Raw genomic sequence first — 25,505 nt, 5'->3', positions numbered from 1 at the left:
GATCTTTTTGGTGCTGTCGCCACCGTGCAAATCTCGGTCGCTACAGTTCGCTTTTACCCTCTCGACGCTGCGTAATGTGCTGGGCACGGTGCATGAAGACACCGGCCCTCACAATAATCTGCCGCACGAGATCATCCCGATGAAAAGACTGTTCACCCGCTGTCTCTCAATCCTCTGCGGCACTGCTCTCCTGAGCACCAGCGTCCTGGCCAGTGACGACGCTTCCTGCAAGGCCGTGCGCATGGGCGTGGTCAACTGGACCGACGTGATTGCCACCAGCGGCATGGCCGATGTGTTGCTCAACGGCCTCGGTTACGAAAGCAAGCAAACCAGCGCCGTGCAGCAAATCATCTTCGCCGGCATCCGCGACAAGCGTCTGGACATCTACCTCGGGTACTGGAAACCGGCGATGGACAAAAACATCGCGCCGTTCCTGGCTGCCAATCAAGTGAAAGTCATGGCCAAACCGAGCCTGGCCGACGCACAGGCAACGCTGGCCGTACCTGAGTACGTCGCCGAGGCGGGCCTGAAAACTTTCGCCGATATCGCCAAATTCAAGGATCAACTCGGCGGCAAGATCTACGGCATCGAGCCGGGCAGCGGCGCCAACACCACCATCAAAACCATGATCGAGACCAATCAATTTGGCTTGAAGGATTTCAAGCTGATCGAGTCGGGTGAGGCCGGCATGCTTGCCGCTGTTCAGCGGGCGGTGAATCGCAAGGAATTCGTGGTGTTCGTCGGCTGGACCCCGCACCCGATGAACATCAACATGAAAATCGCCTACCTGACCGGCAGCGAAGACGTTTACGGCCCGAACGAGGGCGCCGCCACCGTTTCCACCGTGACCGCCCCGGACTACGCCCAGCGCTGCCCGAACGTGAATCGCCTGCTGGAAAACCTGACCTTTACCGCGGCCCAGGAAAGCCAGTTGATGGTGCCGATCATGGAGCGCAAGACGCCGCAGGACGTTGCCAGACAATGGCTGCGTGATCATCCCGAGGATCTGCAACGCTGGCTCGCCGGTGTCAGCAGTTTCGATGGCAAGGATGGCGTGGCGACCGTTCAGAGCAGTTTGAAACTTTGATGAGTTCCTATCCGTTATCCGAACAAATGGCGGCTTTCGTCGAGAAAACCGTCAGCTTCAACAGCACCGACAGCAGCCTCGGTGGTTTGCGTCAGGCCTACAGCGGGATGTGCCGGGCGTTTACCCCGCCGCGTTCCGCCGGGCTTTATGTGGTCGACTTTGAATTGGCCGGCGTGCCGGTGCGGTCTTATCAACCACCGGTTTCGCCGCCGACCAGCGGTTGCCCGTGCATTGTGTATCTGCATGGCGGTGGGTGGGTGGTGGGGGATCTGGACTCCCACGACTTCATCTGCGCCGAACTGGCGTCGATGCTCGGTGTGCTGGTGATCGCCGTCGATTATCGGTTGGCGCCGGAACATCCGTTTCCGGCGGCGTTCGAGGACTGCCTGGGTGTCTGGCGCGCGCTACGGACCGGGCCATTCCGGCTCGATCCTGAACGAACGCTGGTGGCCGGGGACAGCGCCGGTGGCAACCTTGCGGCGGCGTTGTGTCTGGCGTTGCGCGATGCGGGCGAGCCATTGCCGGCGGCGCAGGTGCTGATTTATCCGGGGCTGGGCGGTGATCACCGATTGCCGTCGCGCAGTGAATGCGTCGACGCCCCGCTGCTCAGCAGCAGTGATCTGGATTGTTATCACGCCCTGTACTTGCGCGGCACCGGAAAGCCAAGTGCCTATGCGATGCCGTTGCTCGCCGAGGATTTCAGTGGGTTGCCGCCGGCCTTGATCGCCGTGGCGCAATTCGATCCGTTGCGCGATGACGGCATGCTCTACGCCGACCGACTGAACGCAGCAGGTGTGGCCGCGACGCTTTATTACGGGGAGGGGTTGGTTCACGGCTGTTTGCGGGCTCGTGGGCAGGTCGCCGAGGTCGACGCACTCTATGAAACGCTGCTTGGCTATTTGTCTGAAAAAACCGGCTGAAAAACTCTGACTCTGCAAGGCATGCTCATTGGCGTAATTCGGGTTTATGATGCCGGACGGCAGAATAATAGAAGTCCCCCCAGGGATGACCTCGACCCCTTACGGAGCGCGCAATGCAGACTTTGTACCCGCAGATCAAACCCCACGCCCGGCACGATCTGGCCGTCGATGAAACCCACACGCTGTATGTCGACGAAAGCGGTTCGCCGGAAGGTTTGCCGGTTGTATTCATCCACGGCGGCCCCGGCGCCGGGTGTGATGCCCAGAGTCGTCGGTTTTTCGATCCAAACCTCTATCGCATTGTGACCTTCGACCAGCGCGGTTGCGGTCGCTCCACACCCCACGCCAGCCTGGAAAACAACACCACTTGGGATCTGGTCGCCGACCTGGAGCGGATTCGCCAGCACCTTGGCATTGATAAATGGGTGTTGTTCGGCGGTTCGTGGGGTTCGACTTTGGCACTTGCCTATGCGCAAACCCACCCGGAGCGCGTGCACGGTCTGATTCTGCGCGGGATTTTTCTCTGCCGCCCGCAGGAAATCGAGTGGTTCTACCAGTGTGGCGCCAGTCGTCTGTTCCCCGATTACTGGCAGGACTACATCGCGCCGATCCCGTTGGACGAGCGCGAAGACTTGCTCTCGGCTTTCCACAAGCGCCTGATCGGCAACGATCAGATTGCCCAGATGCACGCGGCCAAGGCCTGGTCCACCTGGGAAGGCCGGACCGCCACCCTGCGCCCGAACCCGATGGTGGTCGATCGCTTCTCCGAGCCGCAGCGCGCGTTGTCCATCGCCCGCATCGAATGTCACTACTTCACTAACAATGCGTTCCTTGAGCCCAACCAGCTGATCCGCGACATGGGCAAGATCGCCCATTTGCCTGGTGTGATCGTCCACGGTCGCTACGACGTGATCTGCCCGCTGGACAACGCCTGGGAACTGCATCAGAACTGGCCGAACAGTGAATTGCAGGTGATCCGTGACGCCGGCCATGCCGCCTCCGAACCTGGCATTACCGACGCACTGGTTCGCGCCGCCGATCAGATGGCCCGTCGTCTGCTCGACCTGGCCCCTGAAGAAGCATGAAGGGCCTGCTGCAACGCGTGCGTGGCGCGCGAGTCGAGGTAGCGGGGGAGGTGGTTGGCGCCGTTGATCAGGGATTGCTGGTGCTGGTGGCGGTCGAGCCCGAGGATACTCGGGCCAGCGCCGACAAACTTCTGCAGAAACTGCTTAACTATCGTGTGTTCAGTGACGCCGAGGGCAAGATGAATCTGTCCCTGGCGGATGTAGGCGGTGGGTTGCTGCTGGTCTCACAGTTCACCCTGGCCGCCGATACCAAGAGTGGGTTGCGCCCGAGTTTTTCGACCGCTGCCCCTCCGGCCCTTGGCGAGGAACTTTTCGACTATCTATTAAGCAAAGCGAAACAGGTGCATGGCACTGTGGCATCAGGTAGATTCGGCGCGGATATGCATGTGCACCTGGTCAACGACGGCCCGGTAACCTTCCTGTTACAGACCTGAAAGCGCTTGAAACATGTTTTTAAGGGCTTTTCGACTGAAAACAGGGGTTTTTCGCGATAAATACTTTGTTACCCCTGATGCGTTGTAACGCGGCCTACTAGATAATCGCGCGCTACGGGGATCAGCGTTCGTTGGTCCATTTTGACTTAGGTAGAGACTTGTCCTGGACCTCTTGGGGAATCATTTAGCCCCATAGGAGTCGGAACAATGCTCGCCAACTTGGCAAGAGTGGTCCGTAGGGGCGGTTTTTTCATGCCGCACACCTCACAGGCCCTTTAACTGGCCGTTGGTTTTTTGATCTGTTTTCGGCGAGGGTTGCTCGTGATTGTTAGTCCCTGTAATGCAAAATTGTCTGCCAAACGGTTACGAAGCGCTCTGGTAGCGGGCTCTGCACTGCTCTGCCTGCTCAGCGCCGGTCAGCTTTGGGCATTCAATCTGGATGATGTATCGGTCAAGGCAAAAGAGCTGGCCGGGCAGAAATACGAAGCTCCGCGCAGTAACCTGCCGAACGAGTTCCGCGAGATGAAATTCGCGGACTATCAAAAAATTCGCTTCCTGACTGAAAAAGCCGAGTGGGCCGATCAGAAGACCCCGTTCAAGCTGTCGTTCTATCACCAGGGTATGCATTTCGATACGCCGGTGAAAATCAACGAAATCACAGCTAACACTGTCGAAGAGATCAAATACGACCCAAGTCGTTTCGATTTCGGCGACGTGAAGTTCGATCCTAAAGCCACTGAACAACTGGGTTATGCCGGTTTCCGTGTGCTGTACCCGATCAACAAGGCTGACAAGCAAGACGAAATCATGACCATGCTCGGCGCGAGTTACTTCCGCGTTGTCGGCAAGGGTCACACCTATGGCTTGTCCGCTCGCGGCATGGCCATCGATACCGCTTTGCCGTCCGGCGAAGAATTCCCGCGTTTCACCGAGTTCTGGATTCAACAGCCGAAACCGGGTGACAAGCACCTGGTGATCTTTGCCCTGCTGGATTCGCCACGCGCTACCGGTGCCTATCGCCTGACCCTGCGTCCGGGCAGCGACACCGTTGTCGACGTCAAAGCCAAGATGTTCCTGCGTGACAAGGTCACCAAGCTTGGCGTTGCGCCGCTGACCAGCATGTTCCTGTTCGGCGCAAATCAGCCATCGAAAGTGCTGAACTACCGTCGCGAACTGCATGACTCCAGCGGTCTGTCCATCCATGCCGGTAACGGCGAGTGGATCTGGCGCCCACTGAACAATCCGAAACATTTGTCGGTGAGCAACTTCGCGATCGAGAACCCGCGCGGTTTCGGCCTGCTGCAACGTGGCCGCGACTTCAGCCACTACGAAGACCTCGACGACCGCTACGACAAGCGCCCAAGTGCCTGGATCGAACCAAAAGGCGATTGGGGCAAAGGCTCCGTCGATCTGGTAGAGATTCCGACGGCCGACGAAACCAACGACAATATCGTTGCGTTCTGGAGTCCGGAAAAACTGCCTGAGCCTGGCCAGCCGCTGGACGTCGCTTATCGCATGCACTGGACCATCGACGAAGCCGCGCTTCACGCACCGGACAGCGCTTGGGTCCAACAGACCCTGCGTTCCACGGGTGACGTGAAACAGTCCAACCTGATTCGTCAGCCGGACGGTAGCGTTGCTTATCTGGTGGACTTCGAAGGCCCGTCCCTTGCGGCATTGCCGGAAGCTACGGAAGTTCGTAGCCAGGTCAGTGTTGGCGAGAATGCCGAGCTGGTCGAGAACAGCGTGCGTTACAACCCTGAAACCAAGGGCTGGCGCCTGACGCTGCGGATGAAAATCAAGGATCCGGGCAAGCCAACCGAGATGCGTGCTGCGCTGGTCAAGAACATCGTGACTGCTGACCTGGCCAAAACTTCGCTGCCGACATCCAATTCTTCCGTCGCCAAGGCTGACAAGATTGCCGCTCGGCAGCAGGAGAAGCTGGACAAGGAAGCCAAGGAAACCAAGCAAGCTGTGGCCAAGCAGTCTGAAACCAAACAGGTTGAAGCCAAGCCGGCCGAAGCCAAGCCAGCTGCAGATTCCAAGGACAAGGACAACAAAGACGCCAAGCAGCCAGTCGCTGCCGAGGCGGTCCCAGCCACACCGGAATCGGTACCGACTGAAGAAGTCCTGACCGAGACCTGGAGCTACCAGTTGCCTGCCGATGAGTAATTCTCAAGTACAGCCAGAGACTCTTGCCGAGTATCTGGCGCATCTGCCGATGACCGACGAGCAGCGCGCGGAACTCGCGGGCTGCCAGTCTTTCAGCGAGTTGCATGAGCGCCTTTCGTCCTCGACGTTCGACGCGCCGACCGAGGCTGCTCAAGCTTCAGTCGGTCGTCGCCTGACCCTGAACACCGCCGAAGAACTGGCCGACGCTGAAATGCTGGTGCTCGACGCCAGCGGCCGGGTTTGCCTGCGGGCAACCCCGCCGATTCGTCGGACCAAAGTCGTGCCGGAGCCATGGCGCACCAACATTCTGGTGCGTGGCTGGCGTCGTCTGACCGGTCGCACCAATCCGCCGGCCCCGCCGAAGGATGAGCGTGTGCTGCCGGCTGCTCGCTGGCGCACCGTCGGTTCGATCCGCCGCTACATTCTGCTGGTACTGATGCTCGGCCAGACCATCGTCGCCGGCTGGTACATGAAAGGCATCATGCCGTACCAGGGCTGGTCGTTCGTCGACCTGAACGAAGTGCTGCATCAACCGCTGTCGCAAACGGCTACGCAAGTGCTGCCGTATGCACTGCAAACCAGCATCCTGATCTTGTTCGGGATTCTGTTCTGCTGGGTGTCGGCCGGTTTCTGGACCGCACTGATGGGCTTCCTCGAGTTGCTCACCGGTCACGACAAATACCGCATTTCCGGTAAAAGCGCCGGTAACGAGCCGATCCCCAAGGACGCTCGCACCGCACTGGTGATGCCGATCTGCAACGAAGACGTGCCACGGGTGTTTGCCGGTTTGCGGGCGACTTTCGAGTCGGTTGCGGCCACCGGCAACCTGGATCGCTTCGACTTCTTTGTCCTCAGCGACAGTAACGACGCCGATATCTGCGTCGCCGAACAGCAAGCCTGGCTGGACGTCTGCCGTGAAGCCAAGGGCTTCGGCAAGATCTTCTATCGTCGCCGTCGCCGTCGCGTCAAGCGTAAAAGCGGTAACCTCGACGACTTCTGCCGTCGTTGGGGCGGTGATTACAAGTACATGGTCGTGCTCGACGCGGACTCCGTGATGAGCGGCGATTGCCTGACCAGTCTGGTGCGCCTGATGGAAGCCACCCCGGACGCCGGGATCATCCAGACCGCGCCGCGCGCGTCGGGCATGGACACGCTGTATGCACGCATGCAGCAGTTCGCCACCCGCGTGTACGGTCCGCTGTTTACCGCCGGTCTGCACTTCTGGCAGTTGGGCGAATCCCACTACTGGGGCCACAACGCGATCATCCGCATGAAGCCGTTCATCGAGCACTGCGCCCTGGCGCCGTTGCCCGGTAAAGGCGCGTTTGCCGGTGCGATTCTGTCCCACGACTTCGTTGAAGCGGCGCTGATGCGCCGTGCCGGCTGGGGCGTGTGGATTGCCTACGACTTGCCGGGCAGCTACGAAGAATTGCCGCCGAACCTGCTGGACGAACTCAAGCGTGACCGTCGCTGGTGCCACGGCAACCTGATGAACTTCCGGCTGTTCCTGGTAAAAGGCATGCACCCGGTGCACCGTGCGGTGTTCCTGACGGGCGTGATGTCTTACTTGTCGGCGCCGTTATGGTTCTTCTTCCTCGTGCTGTCGACGGCGCTGCTGGCGGTCAACACGCTGATGGAGCCGCAGTACTTCCTTGAGCCACGTCAGCTCTATCCGTTGTGGCCACAATGGCACCCGGACAAGGCGATCGCGCTGTTCTCGACCACCGTCGTGCTGCTGTTCCTGCCGAAACTGTTGAGCATCATCCTGATCTGGGCCAAGGGCGCGAAAGAGTTCGGTGGCAAGTTCAAGGTGACGATGTCGATGCTGCTGGAGATGCTGTTCTCCATGCTGCTGGCGCCGGTACGGATGATTTTCCACACCCGCTTCGTGCTCGCCGCGTTCCTCGGCTGGGCCGCGACCTGGAACTCGCCACAACGTGACGACGACTCCACGCCATGGAGCGAAGCGGTCAAACGCCACGGTCCGCAAACCTTGCTGGGCTTCTTCTGGGCCCTGCTGGTGATCTGGCTGAACCCGAGCTTCCTCTGGTGGCTGGTGCCGATCGTCGGTTCGTTGATGCTGTCGATTCCGGTGTCGGTGATCTCCAGTCGAGTCGGCCTGGGCCTCAAGTCCCGTGACGAGAGCCTGTTCCTGATCCCTGAGGAATACAATCCGCCACAGGCGTTGGTTGCAACCGACCAGTACACCCACGAAAACCGTTGGCATGCGCTGAACGACGGCTTCGTCCGGGCAGTGGTCGATCCACAGCAGAACGCCTTGGCGTGCTCGCTGGCGACTTCACGCCACCGTGAGGCCGAGCCGATCGAATGGTTGCGGATCGAACGGGTGCGTCATGCGCTGAAAGTCGGGCCTGAGGGTCTGAACAACGATGAGCGCGTGCAACTGCTCAGTGATCCGGTAGCACTGGGTCGTCTGCATGAGCAGATCTGGAACGAAGCTCACCCCGAGTGGCTGGAAGCGTGGCGTAAATCGGTGAAGGCCGACCCCCATGCGCCGCTGTTGCCGCTCAAGCCGCTGAGTGTGCAGCCTCAGTTGGCCTGACAAAAAACCCCGCGAAAGCGTAATGCTGTTCACTTAAGCATTTGAATCCTCGCCGGGCTTCTTCGAAAATCCGATGCCAGACCTCTGGCATCGGATTTTTTATGTCTGTTCAACAGGACTTGCTCGACCTCGGCGACCTTTTTAACTTCTGTGACTTGAGCACTTTCACTCAAAATATTCCCATCGAGTGGGTCGCATCTGCGCTGGATTTGTCCAGCCAGGCCACTATCCGGCGGCGTCGCTTGCCTGCCGACCAAGTGCTCTGGCTGGTGCTCGGAATGGCATTGTTTCGCGACGAACCTGTTCATGAAGTCGCCCGGCGTTTGAACATCTGCGCCCAAGGTCTGGCTTCTGACCATCTGTTGGCCCGTAGCGGTGTGACCGAGGCCCGCAAGCGGCTTGGGGCCGACCCGGTTGAGTGGTTGTTTCGCAAAACTGGCACTCAATGGGGCGCGCAGCGCTATCCCGATGATGCCTGGCAGGACTTGCAAGTATTTGCGGTCGATGGTGCGCTTCTGCGCACGCCGGATACACCTGAGTTGCGAGACCATTTCGGTTCTGGAAACACCTCGACCGACCGCCAGACTCCCTTTCCCATGCTGCGCCTGGTGGCGCTGATGAATGTGCGTTCGCACCTGATCCTGGATGCACAACTTAGCCCTTACCGACGCAGCGAAATGCGTCTGGCCGATGAGTTTTTGCAGAAGATTCCCGACCACTCCGTGACGCTGTTCGATAAGGGATTCTGGAGCGCCGATCTCATGCTCAGCCTGAGCGGCGACGGCAATCACCGCCACTGGCTGATTCCGGCAAAAAAGGGATTGGTTTGCGAGGAGGTAGCCCGTTACAACCACAACGATCGTTTGGTGCGTATGAAAGTGTCGCCGCAAGCCAGAAAGCGAAATCCGACTCTTCCTACACACTGGGAGGCGCGTGAAATCAGTTATGAAATTCAAGGTAAAGTAAAAACAGTCATGACATCGTTGCCGGCCAAGACCTACAGCACAAAGGCCGTTGCCGCGTTGTATCAAGAACGCTGGGAAATCGAATTGGGCTTCAGGGATATCAAAAGCTCAATGCAACAGAACGCAGTGACCTTGCGCAGCAAAAAAGTCGACCTGATCTACCAGGAAGTATGGGGGCTGTTGCTGGCTTACAACGTGATTCGTCGGGAGGCGAGTCAGGCAGCAGTGGCGTTTGGCCGAGCGCCGTCGGACATCCGATTCAAGCCGGCTTGCCAGTACATCGCCGTGCAGTTGATCGTGATGGCTGCGGCCAATCCCGTTTCGGCGACGGGTAGACGGTTAGCAGAACTAAGAAAAGGCGTTGCCGGGCTGTTTCTGGATCACCGCCCAAGGCCTTCAAGGCCAAGGACGGTGAAAATTTCAAAAACCCGATTTCCGGTGGACCGTAAGGCTGCTCCGCTTAAGTGAACAGCATTACCGCGAAAGCGGGGTTTTTTTTTGCGCTGCGTCGAGCAACAAATCCTGCTTAAACCCTTGTGCAAACGAACGAGTGCGTTAGCATCCGTCCCCGAATTGGTGCGCCCGGACAACTTTCTGTTCGTATCTGCCGGTTTTCCAAGGGAAACCCGCAGTTTGCGCGCCTCACAACGCGATGGTTTTGGGGACTTGATGATGAAGAAGTATCTCTCGATGCTGCTGGTCGGCGTCACGGCATTGGTTGCAGTCAACGCGGCGCAGGCCGGTGCCATCGATGACGCGGTCAAGCGCGGCACGCTGAAAGTCGGCATGGACCCGACCTACATGCCGTTCGAAATGACCAACAAGCGCGGCGAGATCATCGGCTTCGAAGTCGACCTCCTCAAAGCCATGACCAAGGCCATGGGCGTCAAGCTGGAGATGGTTTCCACCGGCTACGACGGCATCATCCCGGCCCTGCTCACCGATAAGTTCGACATGATCGGCAGCGGCATGACCCTGACCCAGGAACGCAACTTGCGCCTGAACTTCAGCGACCCGTTCATCGTGGTGGGCCAGACCCTGCTGATCCACAAGGAACTGGAAGGCACCATCAAATCCTATAAAGACCTGAACACCGCCGACTACCGCATCACTTCCAAACTCGGCACTACCGGCGAAATGGTGGCCAGAAAGCTCATCTCCAAAGCCAGCTACCACGGCTACGACAATGAGCAGGAAGCCGTGCTCGACGTGGTCAACGGCAAGGCTGACGCCTTCATCTATGACGCGCCTTACAACGTCGTGGCCGTGAACAAGGTCGGTGCCGGCAAACTGGTATTCCTCGACAAGCCGTTCACCTACGAACCGCTGGCCTTCGGTCTGAAGAAGGGTGACTACGACAGCATCAACTTCATCAACAACTTCCTGCGCCAGATCCACGAAGACGGCACCTACGATCGCATCCATGACAAGTGGTTCAAAGACACCGCTTGGCTCAAGGACATGGAATAAGGCCCGGTCAGTTAGACCGCGTCGCCCCAATCGCGAGCAGGCTCGCTCCCACAGTTGATCAGTGTGAACACAATCATTGTGTCCGGCACAGTCTCTGTGGGAGCGAGCCTGCTCGCGATGGGGCCCTCCTTGGCAACACAAATTTCGGAATCTGCTTACAGATGAAACAGAAAAAAGCCCTATGGCCGTGGCACGTGTTAACCGTGCTGCTGCTGATCGGCCTGGCCGGCGCGTTGTATTACGCCACCTCGCTGATGTCCTATGAATGGCGCTGGAACCGCGTGCCGCAATACTTCGCCTACCACGCCGAAGAATCCCAGCGTGCCGCCGATATCTCCACCGTCAGCGAACTGGTGCGCAAGGCCGACAAGGCGGAAGTCACCCTGCGCAATGATGCCGGCGTCGAGCAACACCTGACCGTCGACGACAACAGTCTGCAAGTCGCTCAAGGTGATGACGTGGCCGAAGGCGACGTGATCGGCGTAACCCGTCATTGGGCCGCCGGACCGCTGATGTGGGGGCTCTGGACCACCTTGTGGTTGTCCGTGGTTTCAGGTGTGCTCGGCCTGCTGATCGGCCTCGCCACGGGCCTGTGCCGACTGTCGAGCAACCCGACCCTGCGCGATCTCTCGACGATCTACGTCGAACTGGTCCGGGGAACGCCGCTGCTGGTGCAAATCTTCATCTTCTACTTCTTCATCGGCACCGTGATGAACCTCTCCCGGGAGTTCGCCGGGATCGCCGCGCTGTCGCTGTTCACCGGCGCTTATGTGGCGGAAATCATCCGTTCCGGCGTGCAATCCATCGCCCGTGGCCAGAGCGAAGCCGCGCGCTCGTTGGGCTTGAGCGCTGGTCAGTCGATGCGCCACGTGGTCCTGCCGCAAGCCTTCAAACGGGTGCTGCCTCCGCTGGCCGGCCAGTTCATCAGTCTGGTCAAGGACACCTCGCTGGTGTCGGTGATCGCCATTACCGAGCTGCTCAAAAGCGGTCGCGAAGTCATCACCACCTCGTTCTCGCCGTTCGAAATCCTGTTCTGCGTGGCCGGTCTGTACCTGTTGATCAACCTGCCGCTGTCGAAAATCGCCAGCCGGCTTGAGCGGAGGCTCGCGCAAAGTGATTGAAGTCCGCGATCTGGTAAAAGTTTTCGACGCCCGCGGCCACGTGGTTCGCGCGGTGGATAACGTTTCGACGCACGTGGCCAAGGGCGAAGTGCTGGTGGTGATCGGCCCGTCCGGTTCCGGCAAGTCGACTTTCCTGCGCTGCCTCAACGGCCTGGAAGAGTTTGATTCTGGCTCGGTGAGCATCGACGGCTTGCAACTGGCCGACCCGAAAACCGACGTGAATGCCTACCGCCGCGAAGTCGGCATGGTGTTCCAGCATTTCAACCTGTTCCCGCACATGACCGTGCTGGAAAACCTTTGCCTGGCCCAGAAAGTCGTGCGCAAGCGCGGCAAGAAGGAGCGTGAGGCCAAGGCTTTGGCGTTGCTGGAAAAGGTGGGTATTGCGCAGAAGGCCAACGAGTTTCCGTCGCGCCTGTCCGGCGGTCAGCAGCAGCGCGTGGCCATTGCCCGGGCATTGGCCATGGAACCGAAGGTCATGCTGTTCGATGAGCCGACCTCGGCGCTCGACCCGGAAATGGTCGGCGAAGTGCTGGACGTGATGAAAACCCTGGCGGTGGAAGGCATGACCATGGTTTGCGTCACCCACGAAATGGGCTTCGCCCGGGAAGTGGCGGATAGGGTGCTGTTCTTCGATCACGGCAAATTGCTGGAAGACGCCTCACCGGCCGAATTCTTCGATGCGCCGAAGGACCCGCGGGCACAGGCCTTCTTGCGGCAGGTGTTGTAACTTCAGCGCCCTCTCGGCCGCCATCGCGAGCAAGCTCGCTCCCACAGTTGACCGCGTGCTCCTGTGGGAGTGAGCCTGCTCGCGATGGCATCACCTCGGTCCTGAATGAACTGAGGTACAACCATCACCTCAAACCTTGAACCTGCCCACCAGCATCTGCAGATGCGTCCCCAACCGTGCCAGCTCAACGCTGGACGCCGCGGTTTCTTCACTGGCGGCCGAGGTCTGCTCGGACACGTCGCGCACGTTCAGCACGCTACGATTGATCTCTTCGGCCACCGCGCTTTGCTGTTCGGCCGCGGCGGCGATCTGCTGGTTCATCGACTGAATCGCCGAGACGGTGCGGGTAATGCTTTCCAGCGAGCCACCGGCGCGGCGGGTCAGTTCGACGCTGCTGTCGGTCAGGCTGCGGCTGTTGTCCATGATGGTCGCCACTTGCTGGGTACCGGTTTGCAGGCCGACGATCAGCTCTTCAATTTCTTCGGTGGACTTCTGGGTTCGCTGGGCCAGGCTGCGGACTTCGTCGGCGACCACCGCAAAACCACGTCCGGCCTCACCGGCACGGGCGGCCTCAATCGCCGCGTTGAGGGCCAGCAGATTGGTTTGCTGGGCCACGGACTTGATTACGTCGAGCACGCTGCCGATCTTGTCGCTTTCGCGTTTGAGATGACCCATGGCCTCGGTGGAGTTGCCGACTTCCTTGGCCAGGCGCTCGATCTGGGCGATGGCTTCGCCGACTACTTTGTCACCTTCGCGGGCCTGCTGGTCAGCGGCGACGGCGGCTTCGGAGGCTTCTTCGGCGTTGCGCGCGACTTCCTGCACGGTGGCGGTCATTTCGTTCATGGCGGTGGCCACCTGGTCGGTCTCGACCTTCTGGCTGTTGACCCCGGCGCGAGTCTGCTCAGTGACTGCAGACAGTTCTTCGGCAGCATTGGCGATTTGCGTCACGCCGTCTCCGATGCCGCCGATCAACTCGCGAAGGCCCAGGGTCATGCTTTGCATGGCACGCTGTAGCTGACCGAGTTCGTCCTGACGTTCAGAGATAAGGTTTTGGGTCAGGTCGCCGGCAGCAACACGCTCTGCCACCTTGAGGGTCTGGCTCAGGGGAATGACGATCTGGCGAGTGATGGCCCACGCGGCAAGAATACCGAAGGCAAGCGCCAGGACGGTGGCCAGTAGCAGCAGGTTTTTGGCGTGCGCGGCATCGGTGTCTCGGACGATGGTTTGCGACACGGTGAGTTTTTTGCTGACGTCGAGCAGGATGTCGCCTTGCGCGGCCATGCGTTTGAGCGCGGCAGCGCTGGCAACCTGGGAGTCGCGGAACTGGCTGACGGCGGCGCGATAGGCCTTGAGCGAGTCAGTGGCCTGCTGCAGGTTGGCGATGTGCTGTTCCGGCAGTTTGGAGGGCAGGCTTTCGAGGTTTTTCAACGCGTTGTCGATGGCGGCCAGCGCCGGTTGCTCGGCCTCGGTTTTACCGCTGTAGGTGTAACCTCGAACCTGAAAGCGCGCTTGCTGGATCAGTTTGCTCAGGTCGATCACGCTGTTGAAATCGGCGACGCTGTCACCTTGCAGCATGGATTTTTCGACTTCGGCGACACGGGCCACAGCGTTGTCGGCGGTGGCGCCGAGTTTGCTGCGGGCGTCTTCGCGGGTGGCGCCGGCCTGGGTCATGGCGGTGAAGGCTTGCTTGTACTCACTGGCGGCGGCCAGTTGCTGGTCGATCATGGCCACGTCGGCCGGTTGTTCGATCAGCGTGCGCGCGGTTTTCAGGCCGGTATCGAGTTGGCCGAGCAGGTCGTTGACCGCACCGGGGCCTTGGTCGCCGCGACGCATTTCGTAATCCAGGCGGGCCAGGCGCAAGTCTTTGGTCAGGTCATTGAGGCTGGCAATAAACCCCAGCTTATCGCCGCGACTCATCACGCCACTCAGGCCGGTCCAGCCAGTGAAGGTGATCAACAAGGTAAGCAGCAGCACCAGACCGAAGCCGACACCCAGTTTGCGATTGACGCTGACGTTCCCCAGTTTCTCGGCTAGCCATCGGTACATGCTGCAACTCCCTGGAACCATTTGTTGGTTTTATGGGAGCTGTATCGGCTGGAGGGCGGGGATCTGTAGGTGCAGCAAGATGTTCAGGGGAGTAAATACTTGTGGAGCGTGTTTGACCTTAGAAAAGGCGTGCGAGCAGCGCTGTGACGGCGGTTTCGACCCGCAGGATGCGGTCGCCAAGTTGCACCGGTTGCAGGCCGGCCTTGCCGAGCAGGTCGATTTCGTAAGGGATCCAGCCACCTTCGGGGCCGATGGCCAGGGTCACCGCTTCGTCCAGGCCACGAGGGCAGGGCGGGTAATTTCCGGGGTGGCCGACGAGGCCAAGGGTGCCTTCGGTAATCGCCGGCAGACGGTCTTCGACGAACGGCTTGAAGCGTTTCTCGATGACGATTTCCGGCAGCACGCTGTCCCGGGCCTGTTCGAGGCCGAGGATCAGCTGCTCGCGAATCGCCTCGGGCTCCAGGAACGGGGTTTGCCAGAAGCTCTTCTCGACGCGATAGCTGTTCACCAGAATGATTCGTGGCACACCCATGGCCGCTACGGTCTGAAACACCCTACGGAGCATTTTCGGCCGTGGCAGGGCCAGCACCAGGGTCAGCGGCAGCTTGGCTGGGGGTGGCTGGTCGAGGGTGACGCGCAACTCGGCTTCATCGGCGTCCAGACGCAGCAGTTCGGCCGAGCCCATCAGCCCGCCGATACGCCCGACTCGCAGGCTGTCGCCGACAACGGCGCGGTGGACTTCCTGCATGTGCGTCAACCGGCGATCACGCAGGATCGCCCGGTCGGCCGCAATGAAATCGGCCTCTTCGAGAAGCAGCAGGTTCACGGTTGAGTCGCTGGCGGCTGGTCGTTGTGATCGTCGGCCGGCTGGTCGTCCGGGTGCTCGCCGCGCTTGCTGATCAGGCCGCCGAACAGGATGCCGATTTCAAACAGCAGCCACATCGGTACGGCCAGCAGCGTCTGCGAAAAAATGTCCGGTGGCGTCAGGATCATGCCGACTACGAAGCAGCCGATGATCACGTACGGGCGGATTTTCCTCAGGTAAGCGACGTTGACCACGCCGATCCACACCAGCAGCACCACGGCCACCGGAATCTCGAACGCTACGCCGAAGGCGAAGAACAGCGTCATGACGAAGTCGAGGTAGCTGCTGATGTCGGTCATCATCTCCACGCCGGCCGGGGTGGCGGCGGCGAAGAACTTGAAGATCAGCGGGAACACCAGGTAATAGGCGAACGCCATGCCGGTATAGAACAGCATGATGCTCGATACCAGCAAGGGCACGGCGATGCGTTTTTCATGCTTGTACAGGCCTGGCGCAATGAAGCCCCAGATCTGGTGCAGGATCACCGGGATCGCCAGGAACAGCGACACCATCATCGTCAGCTTGAGTGGCGTCAGGAATGGCGACGACACGTCGGTGGCGATCATCGTCGCGCCCACGGGCAGGTACTGGCGCAACGGCGTGGAGACGAAGGTGTAGATCTGCTGGGTGAAGGCAAACAACCCGGCGAAGATGATGAAGATCGCCGCTACACAACGCAGCAGGCGGGTACGCAACTCGGTGAGGTGCGAAACCAGCGGCATGTGCTGGTCGTTTTCGGGGAGAGTAGGGCCTGTCATCGGTCATTTCCTGTGTCGCGCCGAGCCTGTATTTGCGCAGGGCAAGGCGCGAGGAGCGTAGTTTGGCGTTTCAAATAAGCGACGAGTAACGCAGCCCTGCGCAAATACAGGCCGGCCCTCCGGGTTGTGCCTGAAAGCGGGCCAGGCTGCGTTGTAGGCCTTGGAAAGGGAACAACCATTCCCTGCGGTCTACGCCTTGCCTGGCCCGCTTTCAGGCAACAACGCGACACAGGAAATGACCGATGACAGGCCCTTGTCATGAGACTCGCGGCGGCAAAGTGGTGTCGTGAGGGGCCGGCGTTGTCGGCGCGGCGGCAGGAGCAACAGGTTCTACGGACGCGACAACCGGCGCCGGTTCAACAGCTTTCACCGTTTCCGTCGGTGCAGCGGCAGGTGCAGCTTCTGCAGTCGGAGCATGAATCGTCTGCTCCGCCACAGGTTCAACCGGCTGAACCGGTGTGGCCTCTTGCTGAGTCGGCGTGAAAATCTTCCGCGCCTCCTGCTCCAGCGACAGAATGTGCTCGTTGTGCAGTTGCCGACGAATCTCGTCGGCACCGATTTCACGTTCAACTTCCTGTTTGATCGCGTTGAAGCTGCGCTTCAGACGGCCGACCCACAGGCCGGCAGTGCGCGCAGCACCCGGCAACCGCTCGGGGCCCAGCACCAGCAGGGCCACGAGGCCGACGAGCAGCAGTTCAGAGAAGCTGATACCAAACATTAGTCAGTGCTCACACGTCTTTGCGGATCGGCTCTTCGACTTTTTGCGCCTGCACGTCGATGGTGTGCGGCTGGTTCACGGACTGAGTGGTCTGTGGCTGAACAGGCGGAACCGGGGTCGCTGCCGGGTCGGCCGGTTTTTCGTCGTCGTTCATGGCTTTTTTGAAGCCCTTGATCGACTCGCCCACGTCAGTGCCGAGGTTTTTCAGTTTCTTGGTGCCGAACACCAGCACGACAACAACCAGGATGACGATCCAGTGTTTCCAGTCAAAAATGCCCATGTCGCTGCTCCTCTCTAATAATTGTTCAGGCGGACGGACGCGAGGCCTTCTCGGCGTGTCCGGACAGACCGAAACGACGGTCCAGTTCATCGAGTACAGCCTGTGGATGCTGCCCCAGTTGGGCGAGCATGACCATGCTGTGGAACCACAAATCGGCGGTTTCGTAGATCACATCGCTGCAGTCACCGCTGATGGCGGCATCCTTGGCGGCGATGATGGTTTCGACCGACTCTTCGCCGACTTTTTCCAGAATCTTGTTCAAGCCCTTGTGGTACAGGCTGGCGACATACGAGCTGTCGGCGGCGGCGCCTTTGCGCTCTTCCAGCACTTGGGCCAGACGGGTCAGAGTGTCACTCATGGCTGTGTCCTGCGGAATAGATGGCGTGCGGGTCCTTGAGTACCGGGTCGACGGTTTTCCAGTCGCCGTTCTCGAAGACGCGGTAGAAGCAGCTCTGACGGCCGGTATGGCAAGCGATGTCGCCGATCTGCTCGACCATCAGGATGATCACGTCGGCGTCGCAGTCCAGGCGCATCTCATGCAGGGTTTGCACGTGGCCGGACTCTTCGCCCTTGCGCCACAGCTTGCCGCGGGAACGTGACCAGTAAATGGCGCGGTTCTCGGCAGCGCTCAGTTCCAGCGCTTCACGGTTCATCCAGGCCATCATCAGGACGCGCCCGGTCTTGTGATCCTGGGCAATCGCCGGCACAAGGCCATCGGCGTCCCACTTGATCTCGTCCAGCCAGTTTTTCATCTTCGACTCCGACAGCGGTTCCACACTTCATGAGTAGAACCCAAGCGTTGAAACAGTGTGCCAGCGTGCGGGGGCGCTGGCTATCGGCGAACGACCAGATACAAACCGACCGCCACCATGATGCCGGCCGGCCAATGACCCAGTTCGTTCAGCGGCCCACCGGCAGCGAGTATGGTGCCGCCGGCCAGGTGCGCACAGCCGAGCAGTCGCAGCAGCCAATCGTCCTTGCGACGGTGCCACGGTGGCGGCGGGTCGTAGGCGTGGGGCTGGGACATGCGTTCGAGCAGGTCGCGGGCCATGTTGGCCAGGTGCGGCAGCTGTTCGAACTGGCTCTGCACGTTGCCGATCAAGGCTTTGGGGCTGACGCGCTCACGCATCCAGCGTTCGAGGAACGGCTGGGCGGTGTTCCACAAATCGAGGTCCGGGTACAACTGACGACCCAGGCCTTCGATGTTCAACAAGGTTTTTTGCAGCAGCACGAGCTGCGGCTGCACTTCCATGTTGAAGCGTCGAGCGGTCTGGAACAGGCGCATCAGCACCTGACCGAAGGAAATATCTTTTAACGGTTTTTCGAAGATCGGCTCGCACACGGTGCGGATGGCCGCCTCGAATTCATTGAGTTTGGTTTCCGCCGGTACCCAGCCCGAATCGATGTGCAGCTGCGCGACACGACGGTAATCACGCTTGAAGAACGCGAACAGGTTGCGCGCCAGGTAGTCCTGGTCTTCCGGGGTCAGGCTGCCGACGATGCCGCAGTCGATCGCAATGTACTGCGGGCTCCACGGGTTCACGGTGCTGACGAAGATGTTGCCGGGGTGCATGTCGGCATGGAAGAAGCTGTCGCGGAACACCTGGGTGAAGAAGATCTCGACGCCACGTTCGGCGAGCATTTTCATGTCGGTGCGCTGGTCGGCCAGGGTCGCCAGGTCAGTCACCTGAATGCCGTAGATGCGCTCCATCACCAGCACTTTCGGCCGGCACCAGTCCCAATAGACTTGCGGCACGTAGAGCAGCTCCGAGCCGTCGAAGTTACGCCGCAACTGGCTGGCGTTGGCCGCTTCGCGCAGCAGGTCGAGTTCGTCGTAGATGGTTTTTTCGTAGTCCTGGACCACGTCCGCCGGGTGCAGCAGGCGCGCGTCGGCCGAGAGTTTTTCGGCGGCGCGGGCGAGGATGAACAGCCACGCCAGATCCTGCGCAATGATCGGCTTGAGGCCTGGGCGGATGACCTTGACCACCACTTCTTCACCGGTTTTCAGCTGCGCGGCATGCACCTGCGCCACCGAGGCCGAGGCCAGCGGTTCGACGTCAAAACGGCTGAAGACTTCACTGATCTTTTTGCCGAGCTGTTCTTCGATCAGGTTGACCGACACTTGCGAGTCGAACGGCGGCACGCGGTCCTGCAGCTTCATCAGCTCATCGGCGATGTCTTCCGGCAGCAAGTCGCGGCGGGTGGACAGGATTTGCCCGAACTTGATGAAAATCGGTCCCAGGTCCTGCAACGCCAGACGCAATCGCGCGCCACGGCTCAGGTCCAGCGTCTTGCGCGGGAACCAGCGCCACGGCAACGCGTAGCGCAGCGCCAGCAGAAACCAGGGCAGAGGCAGGGCGAACAGCAGGTCATCGAGGCGGTAGCGAATCACAACGCGCTGGATGCGCAACAAACGGCGGACGGCAAGCAGCTTCATGCGTTATCGCTTGGGTCGAGGGATCGGGAAAGGCGCTCGAATCGCGCCTCGAGACGTTCCAGATCGAGTTTGATCTGGTCCAGTTCACTGAAACGGGCTTCGGCTTCGCGCTGACCGACGAGGGTGCGCGATTCTTCGGCCAGGTATTCGCCAAGGTTCTGATTGAGGCTGGCGAACCCTTGCTGATACCAGCGTGCGCGACTGCGCAGGTGACCGCCGACCAGTTGCGTGGCGACCGGTCCCAGCCAGCGCGAGAGTTCGTACTCCCAGTCCAGCTCAAGGTCCTGAAGGATCGCCGCCAGTTCCAGCAGCACGCCGCTGTCGCCGTCGAGTTCGACTTCAGGAGCATGCAGGACCGAAGTCTTGTCCTTGCTCATGGCCAGTTTCAGCAGGCTGGAGGCCGGTGCACGCAAGGTGCAGTCGGCGCCGGTTTCCCAGTGGGAAGCCAGCATCAAGCCTTCGTCGCTGGGCAGGATGAACACTTGCAGCGCCGGGCTGCGGCAGTCGACGGCAATCACCCGGCCGCTCAAATGCGCCAGCCGCGGCAACGCCGTGCTGTCGAGACGCAGCACCCGGTTCAGGCCGAGTTCAACGCTGGCGAGCAGGCCGGCGAGCAACATCAGGGTTTGATGCCACGGTGCAGGGCGACGATGCCTGCGGTCATGTTGTGGTAGGTCACGCGGTCGAAACCGGCCTCGACCATCATCGACTTCAGGGTTTCCTGATTCGGGTGCATGCGGATCGATTCGGCCAGGTAGCGATAGCTTTCCGAGTCGTTGGTGATCAGCTTGCCCATCAGCGGCATGAAGGCGAACGAGTAGGCGTCGTAGGCTTTGGACATCAGCGCATTGGTCGGCTTGGAGAATTCCAGCACCAGCAAACGGCCGCCCGGTTTCAGCACGCGCAGCATCGAACGCAGGGCGTCTTCTTTATGGGTCACGTTGCGCAGGCCGAAAGCGATGGTCACGCAGTCGAAATGGTTGTCCGGGAACGGCAGCTTTTCAGCGTCGGCCTGAACGAATTCGACGTTGCCGGCCACACCCAGATCCAGCAGGCGGTCACGACCGACCTTGAGCATGGATTCGTTGATGTCGGCCAACACGACCTGGCCGGTCGGGCCAACGAGGTGCGAGAACTTCTTGGTCAGATCGCCCGTGCCACCGGCGATGTCCAGCACGCGGTTACCGGTGCGAACGCCCGACAGCTCGATCGCGAAACGCTTCCACAGACGGTGCATGCCGCCCGACAGGAGGTCGTTCATCAAGTCGTACTTGGCGGCTACCGAGTGGAAAACTTCAGCGACTTTTTCCGCTTTCTGGCTTTCCGGAACGTTTTTGAAGCCGAAGTGAGTGGTGGGTTCGGCATCGCTGCCTTTGCGCTGATCAGTCATATCGCTGTCACCAAAAGAGAATGCGGGACATTCTAATCCCGGTGGCCTGCTTTGTCTTGGCAAGGCTGCAGGTAAGATAGGCAACCGCCGAGACGTTTTGCCGCAGTAGCGGTCAAGATGCTTCAGGAAAGTATTCATAAAGCAGGAGTCATTCGATGGCCCGTATTAGTGTTGAGCGTGCCCACGGCCTGGGTAAGGAAGCGGCCCGCGAGAAGGCCGACCTGTTGGCGCAGAAACTGTCCGAACAATATGGCCTGGAGCCGCAATGGTCCGGCGACACTCTGAACCTCAAGCGTTCCGGTGTGAAAGGCGCGGTGTATGTGGGCGAGGATTCGATCAAGGTCGATGTCGAACTTGGCCTGTTGATGTCGGCCATGAGCGGCACGATCAAATCGGAAATCGAAAAGGCGCTTGATAAAGCCTTGGCTTGATTCGGTCTTCGCATGAAATGGGATCAAATGTGGGAGCGAGCTTGCTCGCGATGAGGGCATGTCAGTCAACATAGATGTTGTCTGATACACCGCCATCGCGAGCAAGCGCGCTCCCACAGTTTTTGTGTGGTGTGCCCAAGGGTTTGTGTCAGTTGTTAGGGTGCCGTTTCTAATTATTCTCACTACTTTGTGCCTGAGCCCGTCGCTTTCGCGGGCAGTTCCTCAAACCTTCTGCGCGTGAGGTGCACCATGGCCAAAGTTATTTTTAAGAAAAAAATCGACGCTTCGACAACTGCTCTGGGCGACGTTAAATCTTATGCCCGCAAGATCTGGCTGGCAGGCCTGGGTGCCTACGCCAAGGTCGGCCAAGAGGGCAGCGAGTACTTTCAAGAGTTGATCAAGGCTGGTCAAACTGTTGAAAAGAAAGGCAAAAAAGTAGTTGCCGAGAAACTTGAAGCGGCCAATGCCGAGATCGATGAAGCCAAGAGTGAAGTGAGCACTTTCAAAGGCAAGGTCGAACTTCAACTCGACAAGGTCGAGAAGGCTTTTGACTCGCGTGTCGCAAGTACCTTGAATCGTATCGGCATTCCGTCTAAACATGACGTTGAGACACTCTCTGCCAAGCTCGATGAGCTGACGGCATTGCTCGAACGCGTCGCGCGTAAATCTTAAGGAGAACGGGATGGCTGGTAAAAAGAACACCGAAAAAGAAGGCAGCTCGTGGATCGGGAAAGTCGAAGACTACTCCCGCAAAATCTGGCTGGCTGGTTTAGGCGTGTACTCGAAGATCGACACTGACGGCAGCAAACTCTTCGATACATTGGTGAAAGACGGCGAGAAAGCCGAGAAGCTCACCAAGAGCGCTGTCGGCAAGAAAGTCGATGCTGCCAAGGACTCTGCTTCGTCGGCCAAGTCGCGCATCAGCGGCGTGAAAGATCGCGCACTGGGCAAGTGGGATGAGCTGGAAGGGGCTTTCGACAAGCGTCTGAACAGCGCCATTTCGCGCCTGGGTGTACCGAGCCGCAATGAAGTCAAAGCGCTGCACAGCAAGGTCGATACCCTGACCAAGCAAATCGAAAAACTCACCGGTGCCAAGGTCGCGCCTGTTGCGGCGAAAACCGCGGCGGCCAAACCTGCGGCGAAGTCCGTTGCCAAACCACTGGCTAAAGCTGCCGCTAAACCGGCTGCCAAACCAGCAGCCAAACCAGCAGCCAAAACTGCCGCAGCGAAACCTGCAGCAGCCAAGCCAGCGGCCAAAGCAGCAGCCAAACCAGCCGCTAAACCGGCTGCCAAAACTGCAGCGGCCAAACCCGCAGCCAAGCCAGCGGCCAAACCTGCCGCAGCGAAGAAGCCAGCGGTGAAAAAGCCGGCAGCTCCGAAAGCGGCTGCACCAAAACCAGCAGTGGCTGCCGCCAAACCGGCAACCCCGGCCCCAGTCAGCGCATCGAACTCCGCTGCTGCACCGACCCCTGCTGTAACCCCGACTGTCGCGCCAGCTCCTTCGACGCCAACCAGTCAGTCCTGATTTTCAGGGCTCAAGAAAACGCCCGGCCTGCAAAGGTCGGGCGTTTTTGTTTGTGCACGGTTCAGTTATCTCCGCTGTACCCCTGTGTTCAGGGTTAGTCGTGTTCTTCGAGGTATTGGAGCGCCAGCTGCTCCGTCGCGACCTTGATCGGCGGCAGCAGATGCGGCGCCACCAGCATCATGATTTGGTACACCACCAATCGCACTTCACCTTCGCGGTCCAGAATCCGCTGATAGTCCAGTGAGAACAGCAGCGTCATGGTGATCTGTTCCACCAGTTGCCCCAACGCCTGGGTATCGCTGACCAATTGCCCCTGAGCCTTTAATCGTGCGAGCAATGAAGCCAGCGTGCGCTTCAACGCGTTGAGCAGGTTGCGTATGCCCTTGGCCAGTTTCGGCAAGCGCCCGGCGAGGTTCGACAGGTCCTGGAACAGAAACCGGTAATGGGCCAGGCGTTCGATGATCAGGTGCAGGAACAGCCAGTAATCTTCCGGTGCAAGTTCCACATCGGCCGGTGGATCGAGCAGGGGCGCCAGTTCGGCCTGGAAACGCTCGAACAGTCCGAGAATCAACGGTTCCTTGCCGTGGAAGTGGTAGTAGAGGTTGCCCGGGCTGATGCCCATTTCGTTGGCCACTTCCATGGTGGAGACGTTCGGCTCGCCCTTCTGATTGAACAACTGCAAAGCACATTCGAGAATCCGGTCGCGGGTTTTCATCCAGTCTTCTTAATGGTCAAGTCATGCCACGGCCGGCGCCGGCCGTGGTTCGTTGTCAGTCAGCGCACGCGCACATAAGTGCCGGGTGCCGCTTCCATCGGTGGATAGTTCTGGTTGCCGAGCGCCATGTGGGTTTCTTTTAGCGCGCCTGAACGTTCTTGAATCCAGCTCAACCATTGTGTCCACCAACTGCCGTTGACTTGCTTGGCGTCGTAATACCAGGCCCGTGGGTCGCTACTCAGTTTCGTGCTCTCGACGAAGTTGGCTTTCGGGTTTGATGGTGGGTTGAGAATGCTCTGTACATGACCGCTGTTGGACAACACGAAGCGTCGCTCGCCACCCAGCAGCAGGGTCGAGCGGTACACCGCATCCCACGGGGTGATGTGGTCGTTGATGCCCGCGACGCTGAAGCTGTCGACGTTGACTTTCTGCAAGTCGATCGGCGTGCCGCACACTTCCAGGCCACCCGGATGGCTCAGCGGGTTGTGTTTGAAGAAGTCCAGCAAGTCGCCATGCAACGCTGCCGGCAAACGTGTGTTGTCGTTGTTCCAGTAGAGGATGTCGAACGCCGGCGGCTCCTTGCCCAGCAGGTAGTTGTTAACGAAATAGCTCCAGATCAAATCGTTGGGGCGCATCCAGGCGAAGACCTTGGCCATGTCGCGGCCGTCCAGCACGCCTTTCTGATAGGAGCGACGCTTGGCCGCTTCAAGCGTCTGTTCGTCGGTGAAGAGGGTCGCAGGCGAGTCCATCTGACTGTCGAGCAGGCTCACGAGATAGGTCGCGCTGGACACCCGCCGAAGTTGTCGCTTGGCCTGCAAATGGCCTTGCAGGGCGGCAATGGTCAGCCCGCCCGCGCAGGCGCCCATCAGATTGACCTCTCGGGCACCGGTGATTGTCCGGCACACATTCATCGCTTCTTCCACGGCTTCGACGTACGTCGACAGCCCCCATTCGCGATGACGCACATCCGGATTGCGCCAACTGATCATGAAGGTTTGCAAACCGTTCTTCAGGGCGAACTGGACGAAGCTGTTGTGTGGACTCAGGTCGAAAATGTAGTACTTGTTGATCTGTGGCGGCACCACCAGCAGCGGTTTGGAATATTGCTTTTCGCTCATGGACTTGTACTGGATCAACTCCAGCAGCTCATTGCGAAACACCACGGAGCCCGTCGTGGTGGCGACCGTTTTGCCGACCTCGAAAGCTTGCTTGGTGACTTGTCTGGGCAGACCGTCGTTGTGCAGGAGGTCGTCGACCAGGTGGCTGATGCCTCGCACCAGGCTGTTACCGCCGGAGTTGAAAATTTCCTTGATCGCCAGCGGATTAAGCAGGCTGTTGGACGGTGCCACGGCGTCGTTGAGCAAGGCGAACGCGAAGTGCGCGCGGGCGCGATCGTCCGGGGTCATGTTGCTGTCGTCGATCCAGTGTTTGACCTCTTTCTGCCAGCTCAGGTAGGCCTGCAAACTGCGGCGATAAAAAGGGTTGAGGCTCCACGCCGGGTCGGCAAAGCGATTGTCCTGCGGATTGGTCGGGTGCAGGGTTTCACCCAGCAATACGCGGCCCAGTTGACCGCCCAGCTTCAAGGCGTGTCGGGCGGTGTGCACCGGGTTGCGCAAACCATGGGCGGCAACGCTGCGCAGGGTGGAAAACAGATCCCGGCCACGCAGGCCGGTAATCGCACTCTGTGCGTTGATGAACGCGGCGGGAGTGGGCAAAAATTCCCTCGCTGGTTTTTCGCGCATGAATGAACACTCCTTCGTCTTCAGGCCAAATACAGATACACCGAACCAGAACAC

General features: G+C 59.7%; 25 protein-coding genes and 1 pseudogene. 13 read left to right on the top strand and 13 right to left on the bottom strand.

The genetic code is table 11. The annotated features are described in order from the left end of the window. Positions 1-139 precede the first annotated feature (139 nt). From ACMXYJ_RS31650 to ACMXYJ_RS31605, 10 genes are all read left to right on the top strand, one after another. Positions 140-1,087, top strand: a complete 948-nt coding sequence (locus tag ACMXYJ_RS31650; RefSeq protein WP_415758281.1) for a choline ABC transporter substrate-binding protein — start codon at positions 140-142, stop codon at positions 1,085-1,087. Beyond that, positions 1,087-2,007: an alpha/beta hydrolase gene (locus ACMXYJ_RS31645; RefSeq protein ID WP_415758280.1), complete on the top strand. Its 921-nt coding sequence runs from the start codon at positions 1,087-1,089 to the stop codon at positions 2,005-2,007. The genes ACMXYJ_RS31650 and ACMXYJ_RS31645 overlap by 1 nt, the downstream gene beginning before the upstream one ends. 113 nt (positions 2,008-2,120) lie before the next feature. Beyond that, positions 2,121-3,092: a prolyl aminopeptidase gene (gene pip / locus ACMXYJ_RS31640; RefSeq protein ID WP_415758279.1), complete on the top strand. Its 972-nt coding sequence runs from the start codon at positions 2,121-2,123 to the stop codon at positions 3,090-3,092. Beyond that, a complete protein-coding gene (gene dtd, locus ACMXYJ_RS31635) occupies positions 3,089-3,526 on the top strand; it encodes a D-aminoacyl-tRNA deacylase (RefSeq protein ID WP_415758278.1) in 438 nt (145 codons plus the stop codon). The genes pip and dtd overlap by 4 nt, the downstream gene beginning before the upstream one ends. A 321-nt stretch (positions 3,527-3,847) precedes the next feature. Then, on the top strand, positions 3,848-5,698 hold the full coding sequence (locus ACMXYJ_RS31630; RefSeq protein ID WP_415758277.1) for a glucan biosynthesis protein G: 1,851 nt from the start codon (positions 3,848-3,850) through the stop codon (positions 5,696-5,698). Then, a complete protein-coding gene (gene mdoH / locus ACMXYJ_RS31625) occupies positions 5,691-8,261 on the top strand; it encodes a glucans biosynthesis glucosyltransferase MdoH (protein WP_415758276.1) in 2,571 nt (856 codons plus the stop codon). Before ACMXYJ_RS31630 ends, mdoH begins: the two co-directional genes overlap by 8 nt. 101 nt (positions 8,262-8,362) lie before the next feature. After that, positions 8,363-9,694 carry an IS4 family transposase gene (locus tag ACMXYJ_RS31620; RefSeq protein WP_415758275.1) on the top strand — a complete coding sequence of 444 codons (1,332 nt, stop codon included), beginning with the start codon at positions 8,363-8,365 and terminating at the stop codon, positions 9,692-9,694. 204 nt (positions 9,695-9,898) lie between these two features. Further along, the gene (locus tag ACMXYJ_RS31615) at positions 9,899-10,696 is read left to right on the top strand and encodes a transporter substrate-binding domain-containing protein (protein WP_415758274.1); all 798 of its coding nucleotides are present in this window, start codon (positions 9,899-9,901) and stop codon (positions 10,694-10,696) included. Positions 10,697-10,857: 161 nt separating this feature from the next. After that, positions 10,858-11,817 (top strand): amino acid ABC transporter permease, encoded by a 960-nt coding sequence (locus ACMXYJ_RS31610; RefSeq protein WP_415758273.1) that lies wholly within the window; start codon positions 10,858-10,860, stop codon positions 11,815-11,817. Further along, complete coding sequence (locus ACMXYJ_RS31605) at positions 11,810-12,544, top strand: amino acid ABC transporter ATP-binding protein (RefSeq protein WP_150656742.1); 735 nt, start codon at positions 11,810-11,812, stop codon at positions 12,542-12,544. Before ACMXYJ_RS31610 ends, ACMXYJ_RS31605 begins: the two co-directional genes overlap by 8 nt. A 129-nt stretch (positions 12,545-12,673) precedes the next feature. Here ACMXYJ_RS31605 and ACMXYJ_RS31600 read toward each other — a convergent pair whose 3' ends face one another. The 11 genes and pseudogenes from ACMXYJ_RS31600 to ubiE all read right to left on the bottom strand — a co-directional run bounded on the left by ACMXYJ_RS31600 (position 12,674) and on the right by ubiE (position 21,038). Then, positions 12,674-13,378, bottom strand: a complete 705-nt coding sequence (locus tag ACMXYJ_RS31600; RefSeq protein ID WP_415760834.1) for a methyl-accepting chemotaxis protein — start codon at positions 13,376-13,378, stop codon at positions 12,674-12,676. Between the two features lie 201 nt (positions 13,379-13,579). Then, positions 13,580-14,461: pseudogene (locus tag ACMXYJ_RS31595) on the bottom strand (methyl-accepting chemotaxis protein); the annotation flags it as partial. Positions 14,462-14,708: 247 nt separating this feature from the next. After that, on the bottom strand, positions 14,709-15,416 hold the full coding sequence (locus ACMXYJ_RS31590) for a 16S rRNA (uracil(1498)-N(3))-methyltransferase (RefSeq protein WP_415758272.1): 708 nt from the start codon (positions 15,414-15,416) through the stop codon (positions 14,709-14,711). Continuing rightward, the gene (gene tatC, locus ACMXYJ_RS31585) at positions 15,413-16,213 is read right to left on the bottom strand and encodes a twin-arginine translocase subunit TatC (RefSeq protein ID WP_415758271.1); all 801 of its coding nucleotides are present in this window, start codon (positions 16,211-16,213) and stop codon (positions 15,413-15,415) included. The genes ACMXYJ_RS31590 and tatC overlap by 4 nt, the downstream gene beginning before the upstream one ends. A gap of 256 nt (positions 16,214-16,469) precedes the next feature. After that, complete coding sequence (tatB, locus tag ACMXYJ_RS31580; protein ID WP_415758270.1) at positions 16,470-16,931, bottom strand: Sec-independent protein translocase protein TatB; 462 nt, start codon at positions 16,929-16,931, stop codon at positions 16,470-16,472. A 10-nt stretch (positions 16,932-16,941) separates the two neighbouring features. Beyond that, positions 16,942-17,211 carry a twin-arginine translocase TatA/TatE family subunit gene (locus tag ACMXYJ_RS31575; protein WP_046045601.1) on the bottom strand — a complete coding sequence of 90 codons (270 nt, stop codon included), beginning with the start codon at positions 17,209-17,211 and terminating at the stop codon, positions 16,942-16,944. 25 nt (positions 17,212-17,236) lie between these two features. Continuing rightward, positions 17,237-17,569, bottom strand: coding sequence for a phosphoribosyl-ATP diphosphatase (locus ACMXYJ_RS31570; protein WP_007899279.1), 333 nt, complete (start codon positions 17,567-17,569; stop codon positions 17,237-17,239). After that, positions 17,562-17,963: a phosphoribosyl-AMP cyclohydrolase gene (hisI, locus tag ACMXYJ_RS31565; RefSeq protein ID WP_259498502.1), complete on the bottom strand. Its 402-nt coding sequence runs from the start codon at positions 17,961-17,963 to the stop codon at positions 17,562-17,564. The genes ACMXYJ_RS31570 and hisI overlap by 8 nt, the downstream gene beginning before the upstream one ends. Before the next feature lie 80 nt (positions 17,964-18,043). Further along, a complete protein-coding gene (ubiB, locus tag ACMXYJ_RS31560) occupies positions 18,044-19,648 on the bottom strand; it encodes a ubiquinone biosynthesis regulatory protein kinase UbiB (RefSeq protein WP_415758269.1) in 1,605 nt (534 codons plus the stop codon). Then, positions 19,645-20,268 (bottom strand): ubiquinone biosynthesis accessory factor UbiJ, encoded by a 624-nt coding sequence (locus ACMXYJ_RS31555; RefSeq protein WP_415758268.1) that lies wholly within the window; start codon positions 20,266-20,268, stop codon positions 19,645-19,647. The genes ubiB and ACMXYJ_RS31555 overlap by 4 nt, the downstream gene beginning before the upstream one ends. Next, on the bottom strand, positions 20,268-21,038 hold the full coding sequence (gene ubiE, locus ACMXYJ_RS31550; RefSeq protein WP_007948968.1) for a bifunctional demethylmenaquinone methyltransferase/2-methoxy-6-polyprenyl-1,4-benzoquinol methylase UbiE: 771 nt from the start codon (positions 21,036-21,038) through the stop codon (positions 20,268-20,270). Before ubiE ends, ACMXYJ_RS31555 begins: the two co-directional genes overlap by 1 nt. Positions 21,039-21,193: 155 nt before the next feature. Here ubiE and ACMXYJ_RS31545 point away from each other — a divergent pair, with 155 nt between their 5' ends. The 3 genes from ACMXYJ_RS31545 (at position 21,194) to ACMXYJ_RS31535 (ending at position 22,994) form a co-directional block, all read left to right on the top strand. Next, positions 21,194-21,469: a polyhydroxyalkanoic acid system family protein gene (locus ACMXYJ_RS31545; RefSeq protein ID WP_415758267.1), complete on the top strand. Its 276-nt coding sequence runs from the start codon at positions 21,194-21,196 to the stop codon at positions 21,467-21,469. 249 nt (positions 21,470-21,718) lie between these two features. Continuing rightward, positions 21,719-22,141: a phasin family protein gene (locus ACMXYJ_RS31540; RefSeq protein WP_415758266.1), complete on the top strand. Its 423-nt coding sequence runs from the start codon at positions 21,719-21,721 to the stop codon at positions 22,139-22,141. Positions 22,142-22,151: 10 nt separating this feature from the next. Continuing rightward, positions 22,152-22,994 (top strand): phasin family protein, encoded by an 843-nt coding sequence (locus tag ACMXYJ_RS31535; protein ID WP_415758265.1) that lies wholly within the window; start codon positions 22,152-22,154, stop codon positions 22,992-22,994. A 94-nt stretch (positions 22,995-23,088) separates the two neighbouring features. Here the strand turns inward: ACMXYJ_RS31535 and ACMXYJ_RS31530 are convergent, their stop codons facing one another. Beyond that, the gene (locus ACMXYJ_RS31530; RefSeq protein ID WP_415758264.1) at positions 23,089-23,709 is read right to left on the bottom strand and encodes a TetR/AcrR family transcriptional regulator; all 621 of its coding nucleotides are present in this window, start codon (positions 23,707-23,709) and stop codon (positions 23,089-23,091) included. A gap of 59 nt (positions 23,710-23,768) precedes the next feature. Then, the gene (phaC, locus tag ACMXYJ_RS31525; protein ID WP_415758263.1) at positions 23,769-25,451 is read right to left on the bottom strand and encodes a class II poly(R)-hydroxyalkanoic acid synthase; all 1,683 of its coding nucleotides are present in this window, start codon (positions 25,449-25,451) and stop codon (positions 23,769-23,771) included. Positions 25,452-25,505 lie beyond the last annotated feature (54 nt).

The sequence above is a fragment of the Pseudomonas arabinosi genome, assembly GCF_047758675.1.
In the GTDB taxonomy this organism is placed as follows: domain Bacteria; phylum Pseudomonadota; class Gammaproteobacteria; order Pseudomonadales; family Pseudomonadaceae; genus Aquipseudomonas; species Aquipseudomonas arabinosi.
The sequence above is the reverse complement of the archived record's forward strand: the minus strand, read 5'-3'. Positions and strand labels throughout refer to the sequence as shown.